Genomic DNA, 21601 nt, shown 5'->3' with positions numbered 1-21601 from the left:
TATCGGCTACGCGCGAGCAATCCAACTGGGCCCGCGTGCTCGCAGCAGCTGGCGAGCATCCTGCCCACGCGGACGAGATGGCGACCCCTCGGACTACTCAGCCTCAGACGCGCGGACGACCGCTCGGTGTAGCGGCCGGGCGTCCGAGGCTAAAGAGTCACGAGCGGAAGACGCCGGTACCACGATCAACCTGGTGGCTATGCGCTGGTTGCCGTCTCCCCATGCTCTAGGTATCCGGGTCCTGCGTCCGCAGTGGACCGGATCCGACGTGCGAGGCGCGGGATAACGTACTTCTCGAGGTCGTCGATATGAACCCACTCCCACCGATCCAACTCTGCCCCGTCGAGCTGCAGATTCGTTGCGTCCTCACCAAGCTTGCCGCAGTCGAACAGGAACAGCAGCTTGTCGCCTTCCTTCTCGCTGGGCGCCCAGTCAACCGAGAGGAGGCGACGGGGCTTTCGGTCGAGCTGCAGTTCTTCGACGAGTTCGCGCCGGCAGGCAGCCGCCGGCGACTCACCCCGCTCGACGTAGCCGCCCGGCAGATCCCAGGTGTCCTTGTAGGTCGGATGGACCAGCATGATCCGGCCCTCGTCGTCGAAGAACATCGCACCGGCGGCGACTCGGGGCGTTGCGAACGTCTCGCTCGGGTCGGTCACACGACCGAGCCTACGGCGGAGCGTCAGGCGAGATGGAGACGACCTGCGAGCTGTTCCAGGGCCACGCTCCGGGGTCCGCGGGAGTTGCGGAGCCAGCTGAGTACGAGCTGTCGGCTGATGGCGTGGTGCCGCACCTGCTCCGGCGCCATCCGCTCGGCATCGAGCAGCACGGTCAGTGCGTCGTCGCGGCGGTTGCGCGCGGTGTAGGCCCGGGCCGTCTCGATCGCGTGGCGGACCCTGCGCTCTGCGGGTAGTCCGGAGGCGTCAATGTTCGGGGCCAAGTCGACGGCGACCTGGACGTCGCCCAGCTCCAGCGCCGTCGTCATACGGTGGATCGCGACGTTCGTCGGTCCGAAGGCGGTCCACATCGCGTTGGTGTCCCGGCCGACACGGTTGGCGCTCTCGGTGGCCTCGCGCAGGAACGTTGTCACCGATGCTCGGTCCTCAGCGCGAGAGGCTGCCACCGCGCCGGTCAGGAAGAGGGTCCCGTAGACCGACAGGAATGATTCGTCCGAGCGAGAGCTGAGGTGCGGTTCGAGCACGCTGGCCGCGGTCTGCACCAGCTCGACGCCGGCGGCGAACCGTCCAGTGGAGTGCAGCGCGTACGCGACCGACCGGAACAGCGATCCGAGGACGACGGGGTTGCCGGACTCCTGGGCAGCGGCGAGGCCGCGCTCGGAGGCGATCCACGCGAGGTCGGACTCGCCGAGCTTCGTCAGGACCGAGACCGCGACCTGGTAGGTAAGCGCGAGTAACGACAGAGCGCGGCTCCTCTCGGTCTGCTCGGCGCCGCGGACCGCGCCGAGGGCGTCGGAGAGGACGAGAGGCGCTCGACCGGTCACGTAGCCGTACCGGCTCGCCTGGTACGCCTCGAACACTGCGCTCACGTCGGCGTTCAGCGTTTCGAGATCGACGGGTTCGCCCGCCGCCCCCGAGCCGGCCAGCAGCGGCGTGATCTGCCGGTAGTCCATGAGCGCTGCCCGCAGCGCGGGCACCGTCTGCACCCCGCTGTCCGCGGTCCAGTCGAGAAGCGTGGGCTCACCCACGAGGTCGCCGATCGTGACGTCCAGCGCCTCGGCGACGCGGCGGATGACGGAGAGCCGGTCCAGCTCGATCCGGTTGTTCTCGACCTTGCTCAGCCAGTCCTCGGTCCGGCCGACGAGCCCGGCGAGCACGAGCTGCGACTGGCCCCTCCGTCGGCGGTAGAAGGCGATCCGCTCGCCAATGGTCATCGTCTCTGTCATTCCGCGCATGACGATCACCCTCTCCGCGAACCACGAAGATACCCCGGAATTTCCTTCCGGGTCGCCGTCCGGAACTGGTCTCAGGCTATCCGTGCTGCCCGGCAGAGCGCAGCAGTTCACGGAGGAGAGATCAGATGAACGTACGAGCTACCAGCGGATCGTCCGGCGCGACAGTCGCGCCGGCGCCCCGCTTCTACAGCGTCGCGGACGCCGCGAAGGTCATCGGAACGTCGCCGGTGACTCTCTATCGCGCAATTCGCGATGGTGAATTCCCCGCGGTGCGGATCCGGGGCAGGTTGATCATTCCCGCCCGCGTGCTCGACGAGATGGTCAGCGCCGCCGTCGCCGAGTACAGCGCGGTCGACGCCGCCCAGTGGGTCGCGCCGACGCTTCCGGCGCCGCGCTCACCGCGGGAGGTCTGACCGATGGGCAGCGTGGGGCTACTGATCCTGTTCGCGATCGTCGGCGCGGTCATCTGCGCGAAGTCGCGGTCGGCGGGCGGAGCGGTCGTGTTCGCCGGTCTGGCGTTGGTCATGTTCGTCGCCACACCGGTCGGCCAGGGGGTACCGGGGGCGATCTCGACGTTCCTGGACGTCTTCGACGGCGCGGCGACTCCGGTGCTGAGCCGCGAGCAGCCGGCGGCACCGCAGCAGGCCGGGGCGGGTGAGCGGTGATGGCCGTCCCTGAGCGGGTGGGTCCGGCCGAGATCGCCGCGCTGACGGCGCGATTGAGGGCGTTGTCGTCCGGAGCGGAGGTCGACGAGGGGGAGCGCGAGCGGTTCCTCGCCGACAAGGACCAGCTGATCGCCCGGATCCAGGCCGAGCAGGCCGGTCGGCCCGTCCGACCGGTGGGCCGGAACCAGGCCCAGAACGGCGCGGACGACGGGGCCGACGAGTGGCACCACGATCAGCCGCCGGTCGGGTCTTGCTACGAGCCGCTGTGCGACGGCGCGGACGACGGGTGGGGTGCTTCGTGAGCCCGGCCGGCGGCGGGCGCGGCCGTGGGTTCGCGTTCAAGGCCACGCAGGCCGAGAACCCGGATGGACCCGCCTGCGGCGGGGTGGGCCCCTCGACCCGAGCTGAGCACGGCATCACTCACGAAAAAGGGTGCTGCGCATCGCCTTCGGCGACGGCCTGGCGGCCGCCCTTGATCGTGAGCCTCGGATGCCGTGCGGACGCGCCGAAGGGCGGCGGGGACAGCGCCCGCCACCCACGTCAACGGGTCGAGCGACCCACCACTTCTCTCGTGGAGGCCAGCATGAGTGTCACTGACATCGCCCGCCAGGGCGTCGAGGTCGAGCCGGACGAGCTGGTGTGTCCGGGATGCGCCGAGCAGGTGGCGTGTGCGCCGCCGTCGGGGTGGCCGGAGCGGGCCGGCGCGTGTCCCGGGTTCTCGCACCGGGACGGGTCGGTGTTGTGCCCGGACTCGCGGGGCCGGGTGCCCGAGCCGGTCGAGGCGAGCGGGCTGCGGTACGGGCTGACCGATGCTGGCGCTGCCGTGTCGCCGGACGAGGCGCGGTGGTGGCGATGACCGGGCGTACGGCACGTGAGTGGGCGGTCCCCGAGCGTGCGGCCAGCGGTGAAGAGATCGACCCGCGGCTGCTGCGCCCGACCGGGCGGACGGACCTCCTGCAGGTCTTGGTCGACCACGACACGCCTGCCGCCGGCCGCTGCCCCGGGTGCGGGTATCCGGTGCTGCAGCGGCGGGACTGCCCGTCGCGGGTGATCGCCATGTGCCTGCTGGAGAACAAGCCGCTCCCGGTCCGGTTGGCGCACCTGGCCGAGGTTGTCCCTGGTGCACGGACCGGAAGGGACCCCGCAGCGGATCGGCACGCGGAACGGGAGACGCAGGACGCGCTACCGGGCCTCTTCGAGGCACCGGCCCGACGTCCGGAGACAGGGAGCGGGCGATGAACGGCAGGGACACGGACGAGGTGGGACGGCCCGGCGACGGGTTCTTGGCGGGACACAGCCGCCGGGCCGATCTCCCCGCACATCAGCAGACGGCAGGAGAGGTTCCGATGGTAGGACGAGGACAGACAATCAGCGAGAGCCGGGACTGGCGGGCACGAGCGGCGTGCTGCGACGTCGACGGCGAGTTGTTCTTCCCGGCGGCAGAGGCCGGCCCGGAGCTGGAACGGGCCGAGGCCTCGGCGAAGCGGGTGTGCGCGGGCTGCCCGGTGCGATCCGAGTGCCTGGCCTGGGCGATGGAATCGTTGCCGTTCGGTGTGGCCGGCGGGCTGGGCGAGGCCGAGCGGGTCGAGCTGCGTCGCATCGGCCGCCTATCCCGGCGAGTTCGCCGGACACCGGCGACGCTGCCGGTACCGACCCGGTCGCCCAGCAACGGGCGTGCCTCGCTGCAGCGGGAGGCCGGGACCGCCGCACTCGCAGCGGGGCGCGACCGAGACCGGGTCGCGGCCGAATGCGGCGTCTCGCGCCGCACCGTCGACCGGTGGGCCGCAGCCTTGCGGACCGACTCTGTTCGCGCTGGCGTCGGGGGTGCGCGATGAACGTCGGAACCCTGGTGTTGCTGCTGGCCCTCGTGGCCGGCGCCGCGATCGCTCACCGGCGGCGGGCGACGATGTGGACGCTCGGCCTCGGTCTGGCCGCGCTGCTGCCGGGCCTGGCGATCGTGTCGGGGCTGGTGGCGGCGGTGTCGTGGCCGGTCCTGGTCGGTGTCGGCGCGGTGGTGTTGCTGGTGCTGGTGCACCGGTGGCGGCAGTCGTCGACGCTGCTGGCGCGGTGGGCGGCGCGCTCGCGGCGGAAGTCCGGCGTCGCCTCAGGTGTCGACGTGCTGCGCGCCCGAGCCCGGGTGAGGCGCAAGGCGCCGGTGGCGCGCCCGTCCCTGGCCGGGCTGCCGCGGTGGCGGCGGCTGGTGCTGCCGACCACCCGGGCCGGGGTGCGGTTGTGCCGTTCCGGGCTGTTGTGGGTGTGGGAGTCGGTGGAGGGTGTGATCCTCATCGTCGGCGGTCCCCGCACCGGGAAGACCGGGGCGCTGGTCGAGCACATCCTCACAGCGCCTGGCGCGCTGGTGGTGACCTCGACCCGTCCCGACACTTACCAGCTCACCCGCACTCTGCGGGCCCGCATAGGACCGGTGCTGGTGTTCAACGCGGCCGGGCTGGGCGGGATCGAGTCGACGCTGTTCTTCGATCCGCTGCACGGGTGCGCGGATCCGGTGACCGCGACCGAGCGAGCCCTGGACATGATCCCCTACGGCGCCGGTGGAACGGGCGGGTCGGCGGACCGGGAGACGTGGAACGAGCAGGCGCGTCGCGTGCTGGCCGGGATGCTCTACGCCGCCGCGCTGGGCGGGCACACCATGCGCGACGTGCAGAGCTGGGTGTCGGACCCGTCCGGCGCGGGCCAGGTGATCCCGCAGCTGCTGCGCCGCGCCGGTGACGGGGCGTTCGAGCAGGACGTGCTCCAGTTCCTGTCCACGAACGACCGCACCCGTTCGTCGATCACCAGCTCGATCGTGCTGGCGTTCGGCTGGATGACCCGGGCGTCGGCGGTGGCGGCGGCCCGGCCGGGGTGCGGCCTGGACGTGGAGTGGTTCCTCAACGCCCGCGCCACGATCTACCTGCTCGGCGCGGAGGAAGCACGGATCGCGCCGCTGGTGTGCGCTCTGACCGGCCACATTGCCCGCGAGGCCCGCCGGATCGCCGCGGAGAAGCCCGGTGGCCGGCTGGATCCGCCGCTGCGCCTGGCGCTCGACGAGGCCGCCCTGATCTGCCCGGTGCCGCTGCACCGCTGGACCGCCGACATGGGTGGGCGCGGGGTGTCGATCTCGATCGTGGTCCAGTCCCGCGCGCAGCTGCTCGAGAAGTTCGGCGAGCACGCCACCGCCACGATCCTGAACAACACGAGCTCGGCGATGGTGTTCGGCGGGATGAAGGATCGCGACGACCTCGCGTTCTGGTCCGCCCTGGCCGGGGACCGGGACGAGACGACGACCACGACCGACCGCAACGGCCGGGTGCAGTCGCGCAGTGTGCGGCGGGTGCCGGTGATCCCGCCCGCGCAGATCGCCGGCCTCCCGGACGAGCGGGTGCTGTTGATCCGTCGCGGGATGGCGCCGGTGATCGGGCAGGCCCGGATGGGCTGGAAGCGCCGTGACGTCAAGGTGCTCTCGCGTCACGACGCCCGGATGGAGCGGGCCGCGCAACGGTCTGCCCGCCTGGACCCGGTTCGCCAGGCGTGGGCGCGTGCGGCGGAGCGGGTCCTGGCGTTGGCCGCGGGCCGGTCGGACCGGTTTCACGAGGTTGCGCGCCGGCGCCGGGACCTCAACGCCATGTTCGAGCAGCTGGAGCGCATCCACCGCCAGCCGATGCACCCCAGCGAGCCACCGGCCGGACTCGGGCCACGCCCGCGCACCGGTGACGGGTGGGCCCGGCCCGGGGCGCCCTACCCGCCGCACGGCGCCCTGCCGCTGCCCGCCGCGGGCGATATGCCCGCGCCGAGGCCGCCCAACGAGGAGATACCGACCGAGCCGGACGACGAGAGCTTGACCGAGTACGGGCCCGAGGGCCCGGACCGACCGGACGGCGACCCGGGCCGACGTCCGGGGTGGTGGACGTGATGGGCGAGCAGCAGCCCCCGGGTGAGAGCTACGCGCGGGCGGAGACGGTGGCCGCGCTGGTGGGGCAGGTCGACGGCCTGCGCCGGGACCTCGCCGCCGTGAGCGCCGCCGCGGCGAACGCGGCCGGCTCCGGTGCCGAGGCGGCGACGACGCGGGTCGACTCTCTCGCCGGCCGCGTCGACGGGGTGATGGAGCGGGTGGCCGAGGTCGGCGCCCAGGTGGCCGACCTGGTGCGCACGGTGGCGCAGCTGTCCGACGCCGTGACGGCGTTGTCGGCGAAGCCGCGGACCGAGGTGGCCCCGACCTGGATGCTGCTGCCCGCCGATCCCGCCGCGGCCGGGGAGGTGCTCGACGGGCTCGCCGGCTGGATGACCGCCGTGTACCTCCGCTACTCGGATGCGGTGGTGGGGCTGCCGGAGTGCTGGTGCTGGCACCCCGATGTGGTCGAGGAGCTGCTCTGGCTGATGCACGCCTGGATCAGCGCCTACCACGGCCCCCGCGCGTCGGTGGGCCTCGCGGGGGACTGGCACGACCGCCACCGTCCCGGCGTCGTCCGGCGGGTCCAGGCCCGGGCCGGAACGTGCTCGCGGGAGCGCCACCAGTGGCGCGAGGGATGGGACATGGCGCCCTCGGGCGCGCCGGTCGTTCCCGCCGAGCCGCACCTGCCGGTGATCGCGCAGTGGTGGGGCACGGCCCGCGACCGGCCTGCACCCGAGCCGCCACCACGCGACCCGACGCCAGGACGCCCGCGACCGCCGTCACGCCCTGCCTGACGCGTCATCTCAGTCCAGTCCATCCGACCACCGGCCCGCAACGAGCCGGGAGGGAGCCCTGCCGTGACCAGCCACCATCCCGACACCGACCACCGCCGAGCCGAGAACGGCCGAGGAGAAGTGGAGCCCGTCAGCGACTCGGCGGGACTGTGCCCGACCGCGATGGACCCGAGGAAGTCGGGCCCGGGCGACGGGCGACCGGCATCAGCCGCGGTCTGGCTGGCCGGCGGCGCGGTCGCGGCCGGCGCGGCGATCGCGACCGCGCACGGCCTCTACGAGGTTGCTGCCGCTTCCGGGGTTCCTCCGGGGCTTGCCTGGATCTACCCGTTGATCACCGACGGCCTGGCCCTGGTCGCCTACGCCGCGACCTCCCGGCTTTCGGGCCGAGCGGCGCGGTACGCGTGGACCGTCGTCGTCCTGGCCGCCGGACTCTCCGGTCTCGCGCAGGCCGCCTACCTCGCCGCTGGACCGTCGGCCGGGGCAGCCGGTCTGGGCGGGCCGAGCCCGCTGCTGCGCTTCGGCGTCGGGGCTTGGCCCGCCGTCGCGGCGGCCGTCGTGGCGCACCTGCTCTACCTCCTCGCGACTCCGAGCACCGATCCCGTCCGGTCGTCCGACGGCGTGCGGGGGACGGCCGTCATTGACACGTCAGTGTCAGCGCGGGGATCGACGGACAGCCGGGCACTGCCCGCAGTGAACGAGCGTCGCGCCGTGGCGGCCGCCGTGCACGAGCCCGACACGAGCGCGGCCGTGTCCACCGACCATCCGGGCACCGTGCACGCCCGCGTCCACCCATCGTCCCGCACACCGGCCGGAGGCGAACCGGATGAGCCGACCGGAACGGCGAGTGCGCCACGAGACCGCGCGGCCCGAGCCGCGACGGCCCACCACGACGCCTACGGCGCCTGGCCGAGCGTTCGAGACCTCGCCGCCAGCGCCGATGTCTCTACCGGCCTCGCCGCCAAGGTCCTGCGCCGACTCCGCACCAACACCGCCTGCACCGAGACCACGGACCAGGACCCGTCATGACCGGTCATCAAGCCACTCTCTCGACCCGAGAGCGCCAGACACAGACTGCGACCAGCAAGAACTCACCAGAGCACAGCGACTACACCGAACGTAGGAACAAGAGCAGAAGATCAAAAGCTGCACACCCTTGCATCACGATCCGAAGGGGCGGGCCGGCCTCCGGCCGGCCGCCTACCGCCCGTGATCGTCGTGCGCCCGGCAAGACCGGGGGAGCGCTCTCATGGTGCTGAGAATCAACACCGGCTACAGCCCCGAGTACCTGCTCAAGGAGGTCGCGACCGGTCGGGAGAACTACTACACCGACGCGGTCGCCGAGGGCGAGCCGCCGGGCCGCTGGTGGGGTGCAGGCGCCGAACAGCTCGGTCTCACCGGCCTGGTCGAGGCCCAGGACATGCGGGCGGTGTTCGAGCGGTACCTCGACCCGCGCGCCGAGGGGTTCAGCGACCCAGCCGCGTGGGACGGGGTGTCCACGCTCGGACACACCGGTCGCAAGTACGCGACCGAGCAGGACCTGTTCGACCAGGCGATCGCGCGGGAGCCGGACGCCGATCCTGAACGGCGTGCACAGCTGTGGACGGAAGCCGGGCGCAGTGCACGCCACAACGTGGCGTTCTTCGACGCGACGTTCAGCGTGCAGAAGTCCGTCACGCTCGTGCACACGGCGTTCGAGGCCAATGAGGTCGCCGCCCGCAACGCCGGTCGTGAGGAGGAGGCCGCGGCGTGGGGGCAGCTCCGCGAGGCGGTCGAGGACGCGATCTGGGCGGGCAACAACGCCGGCCTGGCGCTGCTGCAGCAGGAGGCCGGCTTCACCCGCGTTGGGCATCACGGCGGCGCGGCCGGGCGGTACGCCGACGCGCACAACTTCACCGTCGCCTCGTTCCTGCAGCACGACTCGCGTGAGGGAGACCCGCAGCTCCACATCCACAACGGGATCTTCAACCGGGTGCAGGGCCCGGACGGCGAGTGGCGCACGATCGACGGCCGCTCCCTGCACCGTGCGCGCCCGGCCGCCGCGGCCGTCGCCGAGCGGACGACGTCGGAGCGGTTCACCGCCGCGGTGGGGATGCTGCTGGCGACCCGGCCGGACGGGAAGGCCCGCGAGGTCCTGGGTGTGTCGGCGGAGGCGATGGGGATCATCTCCAGCCGCCGTCACCAGGTGACGGCGAAGACCGCCGAGCTCGTCGAGGCTTTCGAGGCCCGGCACGGGAAGGCGCCGAACAGCTACCAGCTCGAACGCCTCGCCCAGACCGCGACGCTGGCCACCCGGAAGGGCAAGTCGCACGACGGCAAGACCCGCGAGCAGCTCCTCGACGAGGTCGAGGCCCGGATGCGCGGCGAGGTGGACACGAACCTGTCCGCGATCGCCGACACCGCCCTGGCCGCCCGTCCCGAGGAGCTGCAGGCCGGGCAGTGGGCGCCGCACGAGGTGATCGCCGTCGCGCTGCACGAGGTGCAGCAGTCCAAGTCGGCGTGGACGCGCGCGGACCTGATCGCCGCCCTGGACCGGGCGCTGCCGGACTATCTCGGGATGGCCGACGGGGACGAGGTGACCAAGCTGCTCACGACCCTGGCCGACGAGGCGATCGCCTCCGGCGTGTTGGGCATGCAGGAGAAGGGGCCGGCGGCGGAGGCCGAGCCGGACGTCTACCGGCTCGACGACGGTCGGTCGGCGTTCGTCGCGCCCGGCTCGGAGCTGTTCGCGACGCCGGAGCACGTGCACACGGAGCGGATCCTCGCCGGCGCCGCCACTGTCCGGGACGGCGCGGTCATGGCCGGCCCGTTGGTGGAGCGGTTTCTGGCCGGGCTCGCCGCCGAGGGGGTCCAGCTCGGGGCGGCGCAGGAGGCGGCGATCCGCGGCGTCCTCACCTCCGGTGCGCGGGTGGAGACCCTGGTCGGTCCGCCCGGCACGGGAAAGTCGTTCGTGGTGGGCACGCTCGCCCGCGGCTGGACCGACCCGGAGCTGACCGGCGGGACGCCGCGGCGGGTGTTCGGTCTGGCGACCGCCGAGGCGGCGACCGAGATCCTGCGCGAGCAGGGGTTGACCGCGCGGAACACCGCGAAATGGCTGGCTATCCAGGAGCGGCTCTTCAACGGCCGGGCCGGAGCCGACGATCACGGGTTCGCGCTGCGGGCCGGGGACATCGTGGTCGTGGACGAGTCGGCGATGGCCGACACGTCGGCGCTGTCCGCGGTCCGTGCCCGTGTCGACGAGGCCGGGGCGCGTTTGCTGCTGGCTGGCGACCCGCGCCAGCTCGCCGCGATCGGCGCAGGCGGCGGCATGGCCCTGGTCGCCGAGTCCGGTGCACCGCGATACGAGCTGAACGAGGCCCGCCGCTTCGACGCCGCGTGGGAACGCGACGCCTCGTTGCGGCTGCGCGAGGGCGACCCGACCGCTCTCGACGAGTACCACCGGCAGGGCCGGCTCCGGGACTGCGGCACCCTCGCCGAGGCCGAACAGTCCGCCGCGACGGCGTGGCTGGCCGACACCCTCGACGGCAAGCGGTCGCTGCTGCTGGTCGACGACAACAACGCCGCCGCGCGGATCTCCTCCCAGCTCCGCGCCCAGCTCGTCGACCTCGGGCTCGTCGCCGAAGACGGGGTCCAGCTCGGGCTCACCGGCGCCCACGCCGGAGTCGGGGACATCGTCGAGGCCCGCACGATCGGGCACGACCTCGTCGGGTACGAGGGCAACACCCGCCCGCCTCGAACGCGCGAGCTGCTCCGCATCGTCAGGGTGCGCGACGACGGCGGGCTCGAGGTGAGCACCGACCTCACCCGCTCCCGGTCCGGCGCTGCCGACGACGTCACCGATGCCGACGACCGCGAGCGGATGGTCCTCTCGCCGCGCTACGTCGCCGAGCACCTGGCCCTCGGTTACGCCGGGACGCGGCACTGCGGGCAGGGCGCGACGGTGGACTCCGCGCACTCGGTGATCACCCAGCGGACCGACGCCCCGGCGTGGCTGGTCGGCCTCACCCGCGGCACCGCCAACAACGTCGCGCACTGCGCCACCGTGATCGAGGTCGACGACCCCGCCCGGGGCGGGCAGGCGCAACGGCTGCACCGCTCCCCGAAGGCGATCCACGCCGACGCGGTCGCCGCCGCGGAGCCGGACCGCTCCGCACTCGCCATCTCCGACGAGGCAGCACAGCATGCGCGGTCGTTGCAGACGGTCGGAGAGCGCCTGTCCGACGTCGCCCACGAAGCCGCCACGGGACGCACTGCGGCATGGCTGGACCGGCTCACCGACCACCAGGTCCTCACCCCGGGACAGCGCGACCAGCTCGCCGCCGAGGACGGCGCCGCCAGCCTGACACGCATCCTGCGCCGGGCCGAGGTCGCCGGACACAACCCCTACGAGCTGCTGCGCGACTCGATCGCCGGCCACCCGCTGGACGGCGCCCGCAACCTCACCAACGTTGTCTACGGGCGACTGCGCGACGGCGGGCACGACTTCACCCCGCGCCACGAAGGCTGGGCCGGGTTGGTGCCCGCCCTCGACGACCCGCAGATCAGCCGCTATCTCAACGAGCTCGCGGACCAGGGCGACCGCCGGACGGCCGAGCTGGGCGCCGACGCGGCCACCGAGCCTCCCCGCTGGGCCACCGACCTGCTTGGGCCCGTCCCCGACGCGGACACGGCCGAGCGGACGGAGTGGGAGCGCAAGGCCGGCGCCGTCGCCTGCGCCCGCGAGTTCAACGGCCACGATGACACCCACTCCGGGAAAGCGGGTGCCACCGCGGTAGAGGCGAGCGAGGTCCTGGGCCAGGCGCCCCGTCCCGGCCGGGTGGAGGCGTATGCGGCATTCCACGCCGGCTGGACGGCCCTCGGTCGCCCGGAGGCGGATCGCGAGGAGCTGGAGCTGTCGGATGGGGCGCACTTCGCCCGAATCCGCGCGTGGGAGCGCGAGCAGCGTGCCCTCCCGCCGTTTGTCGCCCACGAGCTGGCCGGCACCCGTCAGGCCGCCGACGACCAGCGTCACGCTGCGACTCTGAGACGGGTCGAAGCCGACACCGCCGAGCCCGAGCGGGCCGCCGAGCTTCACGACCAGGCCGCCGCCGCGATCGCCCAGGCCGAGGAACTCGACAAGCGGGTGGAGCAGCTCGCCGAGACCCACCGGGTCCGCAACCTCGCGCTCATGGACGCCGCGGTCACCCAGCACCACGCCGAGCGCTCCCGGCTGATCGTCGCCCAGCGCGGCGCCGACCGCGCCGATGACCCGCCCGTGACCGCCGAGGAGTGGAACGCCGCCCACGACACCGCACAGCGCAGCGAGGACGTCCACCGCGACGTCACCGAGAACGACCTCGCCGACGACCGCGACCCACGCGACCAGGCCGACGCCGACCGCATCTCCGACGACCTCACCGACGATCGGGACGTTCAAGTGCTAGAGACCGACGTCGAGGACGTTCGCGACGCCGCCGAGCGTGACCAGGTCCGGCCGCAGGCCACCCACGACCGGATCCCGTCCAACGACGAGAGCGCGGAGAACGCCGAACGCGCTCGTCGCACGCTCGCAGAGCGGGCCGCGCGACAGGCGTACGAAGCCAGCCAGGTGACCGAGGAGGACCGCGACGTCGACGTGTCCCGCGACAATCCGTTCGTAGACACCGACGCCTCCGCGGACGTCGACGAGTAGGGGATGGGAGCCCCTCGCCCTTGGACGAGACCGCGGATGGTGATCTGGGTGTCAGCGGCAGTCGCGGTCGATCTCGGCCGCCGCGTCGGCCCGGATCCGTTCGATCTGTTCTGCGAGTTCGCGTGAGCGCCGGTCATTGGCCACGTTGCCGTCCTCGTCGCGTGCCGGGATCTCCAGCGGAGGCGTACGACCACCGCGCCAGCCGTCGCCGTTCGCGATCAGCCATCCGAGCGCCTGGTAGATGCCCGTGCCATGGTCGAGCGTCAGCCGCTCGAAGTCCGGGCGGTAGTAGCGGACGCCCTCCCGCGTACACACGCCTCGCAGCGTTCGCTCCGAGGTACCGCCACCGTCGTTCAGGGCCATGGCGGCCCACATCTCCGCCGTAACCAGCGCCCGCGTTAGGGGCGACTCGGACCGGGCCGTCGCGGGTCCGAGCTGGATAGCGCCCTGCACCCATGAGATGGCTGTACCAATCCCCTCTGCAAGCGCCACGTCGCACGGATGATCGTTGGCCATGGATCGGCCGTAGGCGAGTAAGTGCAGGTCCCGAACCTGCGCCAAGGAGGGCACCACCCACCCCGGCTGCCATCCGATCGCCATGCCACACAGTCTGACCCCAGCCCCCGACAATCCCGGCGAGGCAATCGCCAGCACCACCGTGTCAGGTCGCTGGCTCCTGACCGGGCGGGTTCCTGCGTGCCGGTAGCTGCCGTCTGCGCTGGGCGTTCGGGCTCGGTCATGTCACGGCTGCCTTGTCGGTGCCGGGGCTCACACTCTGGATGCGCTCCGGTTCAGCGCCACCCTCGCACTCCGGCTCAGCGGCGGCTCAGTGACGACCACCAAAGAGATCGTCGGGATCCACGTTCGGCCACCTCGACGACAGCGCCGGCATAGCGATGGCAGCGGCTGCGCAACGGGCTCACAGGTCAGCAACCAGGCAGGCGATTTTGTCGGTGGTGGTCGCTACGGTTAGCTCATGACGGCTGGTCCCCCACCCACTGGCCCAGGCCGTCGCACGCGCCGAGACGAAGCGTCAGAGATCATCACCCGTCTCCCGTTATTCTTATCGAGCTACACACCTCTTTTCGCAATAATAGCCGTTCGGTTCGACACTCCGATATGGGTTCGTCCCGTAGCGTGGAGCTTGACCGCCCTCGGAGCGCTGGCCACAGCCGCCATAATCCTGGCGATGCGCCGGACTCCCACATCAGATATTTCAGTGTTGAGAGTACGAGACTCCGGCGCAGAGGCAGGCGGGTACTTGGCCACTTATATTCTCCCATTCGTTCCGATATCGACGCCGACCGGTAACGATATGATCGGATACGGGTTATTCTTAATCGTGCTGGCGCTCGTGTACGTCAGGTCCGATCTTCTACAGATCAACCCCATTGCGTACCTACTTCTGCATCGTATCGTTAAGGTCACCTCTAGCTCCGGCGAGGACGTATACGTTATCGTTCGCGAACGGCCGCGCACTGGGCAGAACTTGTCTGTTCGTAGCTTCGCAGGTGTTCGCGTCGAGTCGAGAGGTGCATGAGAATGGCGAAGTCGTCCACTGACTGGGGGAGTATTCGGCTGTCGCCGACATCACTTACCCTCATGTTGGGATGGAGGCCGCAGGCCAAGCGTTTATCTGCGGAGACGATTGATATTAACAGCGATGTCGCCGTTGCCCTGCGTGAGATCTGTACCGAGACTCTGAAGAAGTTTTCCGACCTTACATTGCGGGAGTACGAGGACACCGCAACTCTCGATGAAGGTGAAGAATACTTCTCGATTCGTCTGGACCAGCTGCCCAAGACCGCTCCGTCCGCGTCGCCCAATGCCGGTATCGACGACGATGAGGCGGAAGAAGTCACTCAGATCGCTGATCTAATTCGCATACTTCAGGATCCTGGCGCGGCAAGACGCATGACACCAGGACAGGCTGGTAATGGATCGTTTCTCTTTTACGCAATTGTTTGCAAGGACGCTGATGGGCATCAAGTATCCTTCATTAAGCAGCACCGAGGATTTCGAGTCGCTCGCACAGGTCGACTGCTCACGCTTTTTAGCGACCGGTTGACACGAATTGAGAGTCCCGTGTTCTCATTTGCGAGCGACGTTGACTTAGTGATACGCAAGGACGAATTGGTAGTTCTTCGATCAGAGGCCTATGTCCAACTGTTCACTGACATTGATATTCTGCGAAGTGCGGTGCCCGCCTATGTGGAGCGCCTGTCATCTAGCATTTCCGTGACGCTTGACGAGACCGCATTGCAAGTCGTCGAAAAAGTATGCCAGGAGCGAGCTAGTCTCGCAAAGCGTTTGCGCCGCTTGAATCGGAAGAGTTGGCTTGCGTCGATAACTGAATCCTCGCTACGAGCGCAGATTGACAGTATGCCGGAGCTGCCGGATGGTGTCCGGCTTTCCGGGAGCATTGTTTCTGTTGACGAACGCTCGGTTCCAATTCTACTTAACCTACTCGAAGACGTCTACTATCGAGGGCATCACGATTCGAGTCTTCGGTCGGCTCAGGCATATCGTTTTGGTGTGTCATGAGTTTTGAGCCCGGTACGATACGTCAGCCTAGCTGAGCCAGATGTGTCCCGACGCGGAGAACCTGCCCGCCTGGTGAGGGCATACATCGATCCTTTGCTCCCAGGCGCTGACAGGCCCTCGTCGACATGCGGTCGGATCGGTGTCTGCGCTGGTGAGGCTTCGAGTGAAAGGCTGGGACAGCGTCGAGTGGTATCCGTGGACGTTCAGCGGGTCCAAGGTCGCCTATTGCGCAGTTGGCCACCCACTCATCCGCGCCCGGCTGTGCCAACCGGCGCCGTGCTGCCCCCTCCTCTAGCTCTCCCGATAGAGGCCATCCTGAGCGTGGTTCGGGTGGTGTCTAGGGTCTTTGTAGGCGATCGCGGAGCGACGGTTCCGTGTGGGGCTAGGGGTCGCCGCGCAGGTTCTCGCCGGACGGCAGCCGAACCACGTTCGGCCCTCGGGTCGGGACCCGGGGACAAGCGCCAATAGCTTGAGGCTCCGTCTGGCCAGGACTGTCGGTGGTGACAGCTAGCATGTGTATCGCCCAGACGGCTCTAGCAAGGATGCGGTATGCAGGATTCTAAGAACGCAGACGATTCTTCTAATACGTCGCCGAAGACACCGCATCCGCCGAGTCGATTTCGCGAATCTCTGATCTTTACGAAGAGCCTTATCAGGAGCATGTGGGACGAGGCGTGGGATCGCACTAGTCCAGACTGGCCGCCTTCATGGCTCAAGATATCCGTCGCGATCGCCGTCGTATTATTTGTCGGATTCACTGTTATTGACGTGGTATCAATTATCGCAGTGCGGATCGCGGCCACTTTGTTTGATATCGCTACAGCCACTGACTGGGCACAGATAATCACAGTCCCAGTTCGAACATTCTTGAGTGAAGGCGCTGCAGCGCTGCCTCTGGACCCGAGTCAGCTGTACTCTGCCTGGGCCATACTGGGGTCGGTATTTTTGGTTGCGGCCGTAGGCAGCAAACTCGGCCTACTCGGTTGGGCGATCTTCGGCGCTGCGACCGTCGGCATGGTTTGGTCCGCCACGCCCAACCCATCGCAATGGGTTGCGGCCGGTCTAACGGCGATCACTTGGGCCGCGTTAACCCTGGTTTTGAATGTGCGGACCGTATCTCGCTATGAAAACGGCATGAGCGGCAACGGCAGTAGGAGCCGGACGCGACCAAATGGAAGCGGGCGTACGGCCGAGCAGAGGGGAGCAGCTACTCAGCGCCGGGTAGATACGCGGGTACGGGTACTAGGCTACAACGATGCCGCCGCGTACTTCGCCGGCGATGAGCGGCGAAGTATCTCGAAAATCGCCGAGGATCTTCATATCAAGAAGAGCCAAGCTAAGGCGCTGCGAGTGACATATCTCGGCGACGAGAAGCAAGGCAGCCGCGGTCCATCGTTAGAAACCAAGAACAGTATTGCTCGGGAATATTTGGCGGGCGGCATCACCTATTCTGAACTGGCCAAAATACATGGTTACAGCTCGTCGGCGGTCAGTCGATGGACGCGCGAATATAAGGCGTTGCAGCCGACATCTGCGAAGCAGCAAGAAGTTCGAGATGCTTCAACTTCGGTGGGCGGCGAGGAGTAAAGGCGGGCCATGCGCCGGACAGGGACCGGCCGGAGGTCGCATGCCCCGGGAGGCGCAAGCGGGCGGGCCCCGGAGGCGCCGCCTTGATCAAGGAATGGAGAATCTGTACACACTCTCCACGCTGGTATCGAACGCGATCCTGTGCCCGAAGGTCACACGATTCCTCACCTACAGTTTGGCTCCCGGCGGTGTCGGAAGGACGACGGCCCGCCGTCCTCGGGCGACATCGATGAGGCCCTCCTCGCGGATCAGCGCCACCGCACGATGAGCTGTCCCGACCGCGCACGAATTGGCCACGGCCAGCTCAGCCATCGTCGGGAGTTGGTCGCCCGGTGAGAGCCGACCGGAGCGGATTTCCTCCCGCAGCGCTGCGGCGATGTCTTCGTACGGCCCTGGTTGGCGTCGTGACGGCACCGGTCGAGGCAGGACGGCCGCCATGGTCGTGGCGGCACGGCGGTCCGCTTCTTCGACCCAAGCGGCATAGACCCGCAGAGTCGTGGCGCCGCCACTCCCATGCCCGAGCCGGCCTGCGACCGTACGGATGTCGACGCCGGCGGCAACAAGCTCGGTCGCCGAGTAGTGCCGGAGCGAGTGAAGGCGAGTGCTCCGGAGGTTCAGCCGCAGAGCGAGCCGGCGGTAGCGCTGGCTGATCGCGCGCGGAGCGTAGGGAGTGACGCCGTCGGGGGACGGTGAGAAGACGAATCCCTCGGCCGTGAACTCGAGGCTCAGGTCGTCGCTGCGCTGGCGCCAGAGGTCGCTCTGCGAGCGGAGGAGATCCACGGTGTGGGGATCCAGAGCCACTCGCCGCTTGTGGCCGGTCTTGGTGTCCTTCTCGGTGACGCCGCCGCGGGTCTGGGTGTTGTTGCGCTCGACCCAGATGGTCGCGCGGTCGAGGTCGACGTGTCGCCATCGCAGCGCGGAGATCTCGCCGCGGCGCGGTCCGACGAGCATCGTCAGCCAGAGCAGCAGCCCCCACTCCGGGTCCCGCCATGACTCGTTGAGGATCGCGGCGGCCTCGGCAGCGCTCGGAGGGTCCGGCTCCGCCTTGCTCGGCGCCGGCGGCTCGGCCAGCGTGGCCGGGTTGACGCCGAGATGCCGCCACCGGACGGCGCGGTCCAGTGCGGCCCGCAGGATGTAGTGCACCTTGCGGGTCGTGCTCGCGCTGAGCGGGCGGCACACGTGATTCCGAGACCTGCCGGTGCACAGCTCGCGGCACTTCTGCAGGCGCGCGTAGAAGCGCTCCAACAGCTCGGCATCGAGCTTGCCGGCCTGGAGCGTGCCGAAGGTCGGCAGCACGTAGAGCCGGATCAGGTCGTCGTATCGCTCGCGGGTCGTGGTCTGGAGGTCCGCGACCTCTAGCCACTGCGCGACGGCCTGGCCGACGGTGATCGACGACTTGGGCTGCTTGTTCTCGTCGACCTGGCGCTGGAGCTTGGTGAGCAGCTTCGTCGCCTCGGCGTGCGTCCGCGCGGTCTCGCGGATCCGTCGCTCGCGGCCGGTCAGCGGGTCCAGGCCGGCGAACACGACGGCACGGAACGATCCGCTCGGTAGCTCCTCGATGTGGCCGCGTGACCTGCGCTTTCGCGGGGGCATGCCGGAGAGCGTAGAGCGGTTTCGTTCCACGATCCGTTCCACGCGCCGAATCTGTTCACACCTGCAAACAGCGTTTCCGCTGGTCAGGTGATGGTGCCCCCGGCAGGATTCGAACCTGCGGCACCCGCTTTAGGAGAGCGGTGCTCTATCCCCTGAGCTACGAGGGCGTGCGGCCAGAGTACCGGGACGTCCTCTCCACGCTCGCCGCCCGGTCCCTGTCCCGGGAGATGGCGCACGGTGGTCATCCAGAACGGTCACGACGCCGACGTCGACGGTGCTCAGAGCACCAGGGCGAGTCCCGACACGATCACCAGCGAGATCACCGACGCCAGTGACGTGACCAGGGTCAGGGCCTTGAGTGCGCCCCGGGTGGTGACCCCCAGCAGGGTCTGGAACATCCAGAAGAAGTTGCTGTTCACGTTCAACGCGAACAGCGCGCCCGACCCGATGGCCAGGCCGATCACCGCGGCCGGGACGCCGAGGCCCGGCAGGATCGGGGCCAGGATGCCGGCGGCGGTGATGGCCGCGACCGAGATCGAGCCGATGGCGATGTGCAGCAGCGCGGCGATCGTCCAGGTCAGCAGGACCGCCACCAGGACCGGGGTGCCGGCCTCGGCGGAGAACAGGCCCGCGAGGACGTCCTCGAGCCCGGTCTTGCCGATGACCTCGCCCAGGGAACCGCCGATGCCGGTGATCAGCAGGATCTGCCCGGTGGAGGAGAAGCCCCGGTTCAGGGCCTCCCCGACCTGCGCCCGGCCGAGGGTGCGGCGGGCGAGCAGGTAGGCGCCGAGGAGGCCGACGAACAGGGCGAAGGCCGGGTCGCCGACGAACGTCACGACGGCGGACTCCACCCCGAGGGCGTCGACGACGGCTCCGGCGGCGATCAGTAGCAGCGGGACCAGGACCGGCAGCAGTGACACGGCCAGCGGGATGCGCCGTCCGGCCGCGTCCGGTCCGACGGCGGCCCCTGGTTCGGTCGCGGCGTCCGGCTCGGTCGCGGGGGTCGGCTCGACCGCGGCCTGCGCGGACGGTTCCGGCGCGGACGCGTCGGCGGTGGCGGTGGCGTCGACCTCGTCCCGGTCCTCGTTCCACAGGCCGCGGCGGAGCAGCTGCCCGTAGACGAAGGTCGTGAGCACGGCGGTGACCGGCCCCAGCACGAAGCCGTAGAGCAGCATCGTGCCCAGCGGCACGTCCAGCAGTCCGGCGATCGTGACCGTGGCCAGCCCGGGGACGACGAAGACGTACCCGACCAGGATCCCGGCCGTCAGGGCCCCACCCATCATCGCGGTGCCGTGGCCGGGCATCCGCCGCGCGGCCGAACGGGCCAGCGGAGCGGCGAGCACGAGCTGCACGTCGACGTAGATGGCCGGGAAGACCGCACTCAGGGCCGCGGCGAAGGCGTAGGGCAGCTTGCGCGGGCCGAGTGCGCCGAGCAGCAGCGCGACGAGTCTCTGCAGTGCTCCCATCGACAGCAGCAGCGAGCCCATCAGGACGCCGAAACCGATCAGCAGGCCGACGTCGGCCATGATCGTGCCGAAGCCCTCGGCGATCGCGTCCATGGTGTTCGCGAAGCCCAGCCCGCCGACCAGGCCGAGGTAGATCGTGGCCACGATCAGGGCGATCACCGGGTCGAAGCGGGCCCGCACGATGAGCAGCACCGCCCCGACGATGGCGACGGCGGTGTGCAGCACGATCCAGCTGCCGGACATGGCGGTTCTCCTCGGTCGACGGTGATCTCGGAGCGGATCGGGGGACTGGGGGACTGGGGACCGCGTGGGGCGTCAGCGGCCCGGCGGGTGCTCGAGCTCGGCGAGCACGGCCTCGGTGTGCTCGCCGAGTGCGGGCACCGCGTCCATCCGGGCCCGCCGTCCGGCGACGGTGACCGGCGGGACGAGCGAGCGCAGCGGACCCGCGGGGGAGTCGACCTCGCTCCACCGCCCGCGCTCGGCGAGCTGGGGGTGCTCGGCCAACCCGGCGACGTCGCGCAGGCGCGCGTTGGCGATGGCCGCGGCGTCGAGCAGGCCCAGGACGGTGTCCGAGTCCGAGCCCGCGAAGACCCCTTCGACGATCTCGTGCAGCTCGTCGCGGTGGGCCGTGCGCGCGTCGTTGGTGGCGAACCGGGCGTCGACGGCCAGCTCCGGGCGCCGGAGGATCTGCTCGCAGAGCCGCACCCACTCGCGGTCGTTCTGCACCGCCAGGAAGATCGTCTGGTCGTCCCCGCAGCGGAACGGGCCGTAGGGGGCGATCGCGGCGTGCGCGAGCCCGGTCCGCGGCGGCTGGTGACCGCCGTAGGTCGTGAAGTAGAGCGGGTAGCCGACCCACTCGGTCAGCGAGTCGAACAGCGACACCTCGAGCGCCTGGCCCTGCCCGGTGTGTTCGCGCTCGTAGAGCGCCGAGAGGATGCCGCTGTAGGCGTACATCCCGGCGGAGATGTCGGCGATCGGGATGCCGGTCTTCACCGGCTGATCCGGGGTCCCGGTCAGGGCCGGCACCGCGGTCTCGCACTGGACGAGCAGGTCGTAGGCCTTCTTGTCGCGGTAGGGGCCGTCGCTGCCGTATCCGGAGATGTCGCAGACGACCAGGCGCGGGTTCTCGGCGCGCAGGGCCGCGGCGGAGAAGCCGAGCCGGTCGGCGGCGCCGGGGGCGAGGTTCTGCACGAACACGTCGGCGCCGGCCACGAGCCGCGACAGCGTGTCGCGTCCCGCGGGGTCCTTCAGGTCCAGTACCACCGACTCCTTGTTGCGGTTGAGCCAGACGAAGTGGCTGGACAGGCCGCGGACCGTGGTGTCGTAGGCGCGGGCGAAGTCGCCGCCTGCCGGCCGCTCGATCTTGATCACGCGGGCGCCGAGGTCGGCGAGCTGGCGGGTGGCGAACGGTGCGGCGACGGCCTGCTCGAGAGCGACGACGGTGACGTCGGACAGGGGCAGCATGCGGCGAGCCTAAATATCATTTACA

The 21601-nt window shown here is 70.0% G+C and carries 17 protein-coding genes and 1 tRNA gene; 11 read left to right on the top strand and 7 right to left on the bottom strand.

Features of this window, described 5'->3' with window-relative positions; translation table 11 throughout:
- Positions 1 to 197: 197 nt before the first annotated feature.
- Together I4I78_RS03485 and I4I78_RS03480 are read right to left on the bottom strand one after the other, a co-directional pair.
- A complete protein-coding gene (locus tag I4I78_RS03485; protein WP_218609706.1) occupies positions 198 to 656 on the bottom strand; it encodes an NUDIX hydrolase in 459 nt (152 codons plus the stop codon).
- Between the two features lie 23 nt (positions 657 to 679).
- Positions 680 to 1909, bottom strand: a complete 1230-nt coding sequence (locus I4I78_RS03480) for a helix-turn-helix domain-containing protein (RefSeq protein ID WP_226379014.1) — start codon at positions 1907 to 1909, stop codon at positions 680 to 682.
- A 125-nt stretch (positions 1910 to 2034) separates the two neighbouring features.
- On the opposite strand from I4I78_RS03480, the gene I4I78_RS03475 reads away from it, so the two are divergent.
- The 9 genes from I4I78_RS03475 to mobF all read left to right on the top strand — a co-directional run bounded on the left by I4I78_RS03475 (position 2035) and on the right by mobF (position 12922).
- Positions 2035 to 2322, top strand: coding sequence for a helix-turn-helix domain-containing protein (locus I4I78_RS03475; protein WP_218609705.1), 288 nt, complete (start codon positions 2035 to 2037; stop codon positions 2320 to 2322).
- A gap of 3 nt (positions 2323 to 2325) precedes the next feature.
- Positions 2326 to 2574, top strand: coding sequence for a hypothetical protein (locus I4I78_RS03470; protein WP_218609704.1), 249 nt, complete (start codon positions 2326 to 2328; stop codon positions 2572 to 2574).
- On the top strand, positions 2574 to 2876 hold the full coding sequence (locus tag I4I78_RS03465) for a hypothetical protein (RefSeq protein WP_218609703.1): 303 nt from the start codon (positions 2574 to 2576) through the stop codon (positions 2874 to 2876). Before I4I78_RS03470 ends, I4I78_RS03465 begins: the two co-directional genes overlap by 1 nt.
- 281 nt (positions 2877 to 3157) lie before the next feature.
- Positions 3158 to 3430 carry a hypothetical protein gene (locus tag I4I78_RS03460; RefSeq protein WP_218609702.1) on the top strand — a complete coding sequence of 91 codons (273 nt, stop codon included), beginning with the start codon at positions 3158 to 3160 and terminating at the stop codon, positions 3428 to 3430.
- 379 nt (positions 3431 to 3809) lie between these two features.
- The gene (locus I4I78_RS34160) at positions 3810 to 4409 is read left to right on the top strand and encodes a WhiB family transcriptional regulator (protein WP_374225832.1); all 600 of its coding nucleotides are present in this window, start codon (positions 3810 to 3812) and stop codon (positions 4407 to 4409) included.
- Positions 4406 to 6481, top strand: a complete 2076-nt coding sequence (locus I4I78_RS03450) for a type IV secretory system conjugative DNA transfer family protein (protein ID WP_218609700.1) — start codon at positions 4406 to 4408, stop codon at positions 6479 to 6481. Before I4I78_RS34160 ends, I4I78_RS03450 begins: the two co-directional genes overlap by 4 nt.
- Entirely contained in the window at positions 6481 to 7254 is a 774-nt protein-coding gene (locus tag I4I78_RS03445; protein WP_218609699.1) for a hypothetical protein, read from the top strand. The genes I4I78_RS03450 and I4I78_RS03445 overlap by 1 nt, the downstream gene beginning before the upstream one ends.
- Positions 7255 to 7317: 63 nt before the next feature.
- Entirely contained in the window at positions 7318 to 8280 is a 963-nt protein-coding gene (locus I4I78_RS03440) for a hypothetical protein (RefSeq protein ID WP_218609698.1), read from the top strand.
- Between the two features lie 220 nt (positions 8281 to 8500).
- Positions 8501 to 12922, top strand: a complete 4422-nt coding sequence (mobF, locus tag I4I78_RS03435) for a MobF family relaxase (RefSeq protein ID WP_218609697.1) — start codon at positions 8501 to 8503, stop codon at positions 12920 to 12922.
- A gap of 51 nt (positions 12923 to 12973) precedes the next feature.
- On the opposite strand, the gene I4I78_RS03430 is transcribed toward mobF, so the two are convergent.
- On the bottom strand, positions 12974 to 13522 hold the full coding sequence (locus I4I78_RS03430; RefSeq protein ID WP_218609696.1) for a hypothetical protein: 549 nt from the start codon (positions 13520 to 13522) through the stop codon (positions 12974 to 12976).
- A 942-nt stretch (positions 13523 to 14464) separates the two neighbouring features.
- Here I4I78_RS03430 and I4I78_RS03425 point away from each other — a divergent pair.
- Together I4I78_RS03425 and I4I78_RS03420 are read left to right on the top strand one after the other, a co-directional pair.
- On the top strand, positions 14465 to 15466 hold the full coding sequence (locus I4I78_RS03425) for a Kiwa anti-phage protein KwaB-like domain-containing protein (protein WP_218609695.1): 1002 nt from the start codon (positions 14465 to 14467) through the stop codon (positions 15464 to 15466).
- A 549-nt stretch (positions 15467 to 16015) separates the two neighbouring features.
- Entirely contained in the window at positions 16016 to 17053 is a 1038-nt protein-coding gene (locus I4I78_RS03420; RefSeq protein ID WP_218609694.1) for a helix-turn-helix domain-containing protein, read from the top strand.
- A 168-nt stretch (positions 17054 to 17221) separates the two neighbouring features.
- Here the strand turns inward: I4I78_RS03420 and I4I78_RS33675 are convergent, their stop codons facing one another.
- From I4I78_RS33675 to I4I78_RS03400, 4 genes are all read right to left on the bottom strand, one after another.
- A complete protein-coding gene (locus I4I78_RS33675; RefSeq protein WP_218609693.1) occupies positions 17222 to 18688 on the bottom strand; it encodes a tyrosine-type recombinase/integrase in 1467 nt (488 codons plus the stop codon).
- Between the two features lie 49 nt (positions 18689 to 18737).
- Positions 18738 to 18813 (bottom strand) — tRNA-Arg (locus I4I78_RS03410).
- Positions 18814 to 18924: 111 nt separating this feature from the next.
- The gene (locus I4I78_RS03405; protein WP_218609692.1) at positions 18925 to 20355 is read right to left on the bottom strand and encodes a GntP family permease; all 1431 of its coding nucleotides are present in this window, start codon (positions 20353 to 20355) and stop codon (positions 18925 to 18927) included.
- A 72-nt stretch (positions 20356 to 20427) separates the two neighbouring features.
- Complete coding sequence (locus I4I78_RS03400; RefSeq protein WP_218609691.1) at positions 20428 to 21576, bottom strand: CaiB/BaiF CoA-transferase family protein; 1149 nt, start codon at positions 21574 to 21576, stop codon at positions 20428 to 20430.
- Positions 21577 to 21601: the final 25 nt, after the last annotated feature.

It is taken from the genome of Pseudonocardia sp. KRD291, from assembly GCF_019263595.1.
Lineage (GTDB): Bacteria > Actinomycetota > Actinomycetes > Mycobacteriales > Pseudonocardiaceae > Pseudonocardia.
Note: the sequence above shows the minus strand (reverse complement) of the source record. Positions and strands in the feature narration are given on the sequence as shown.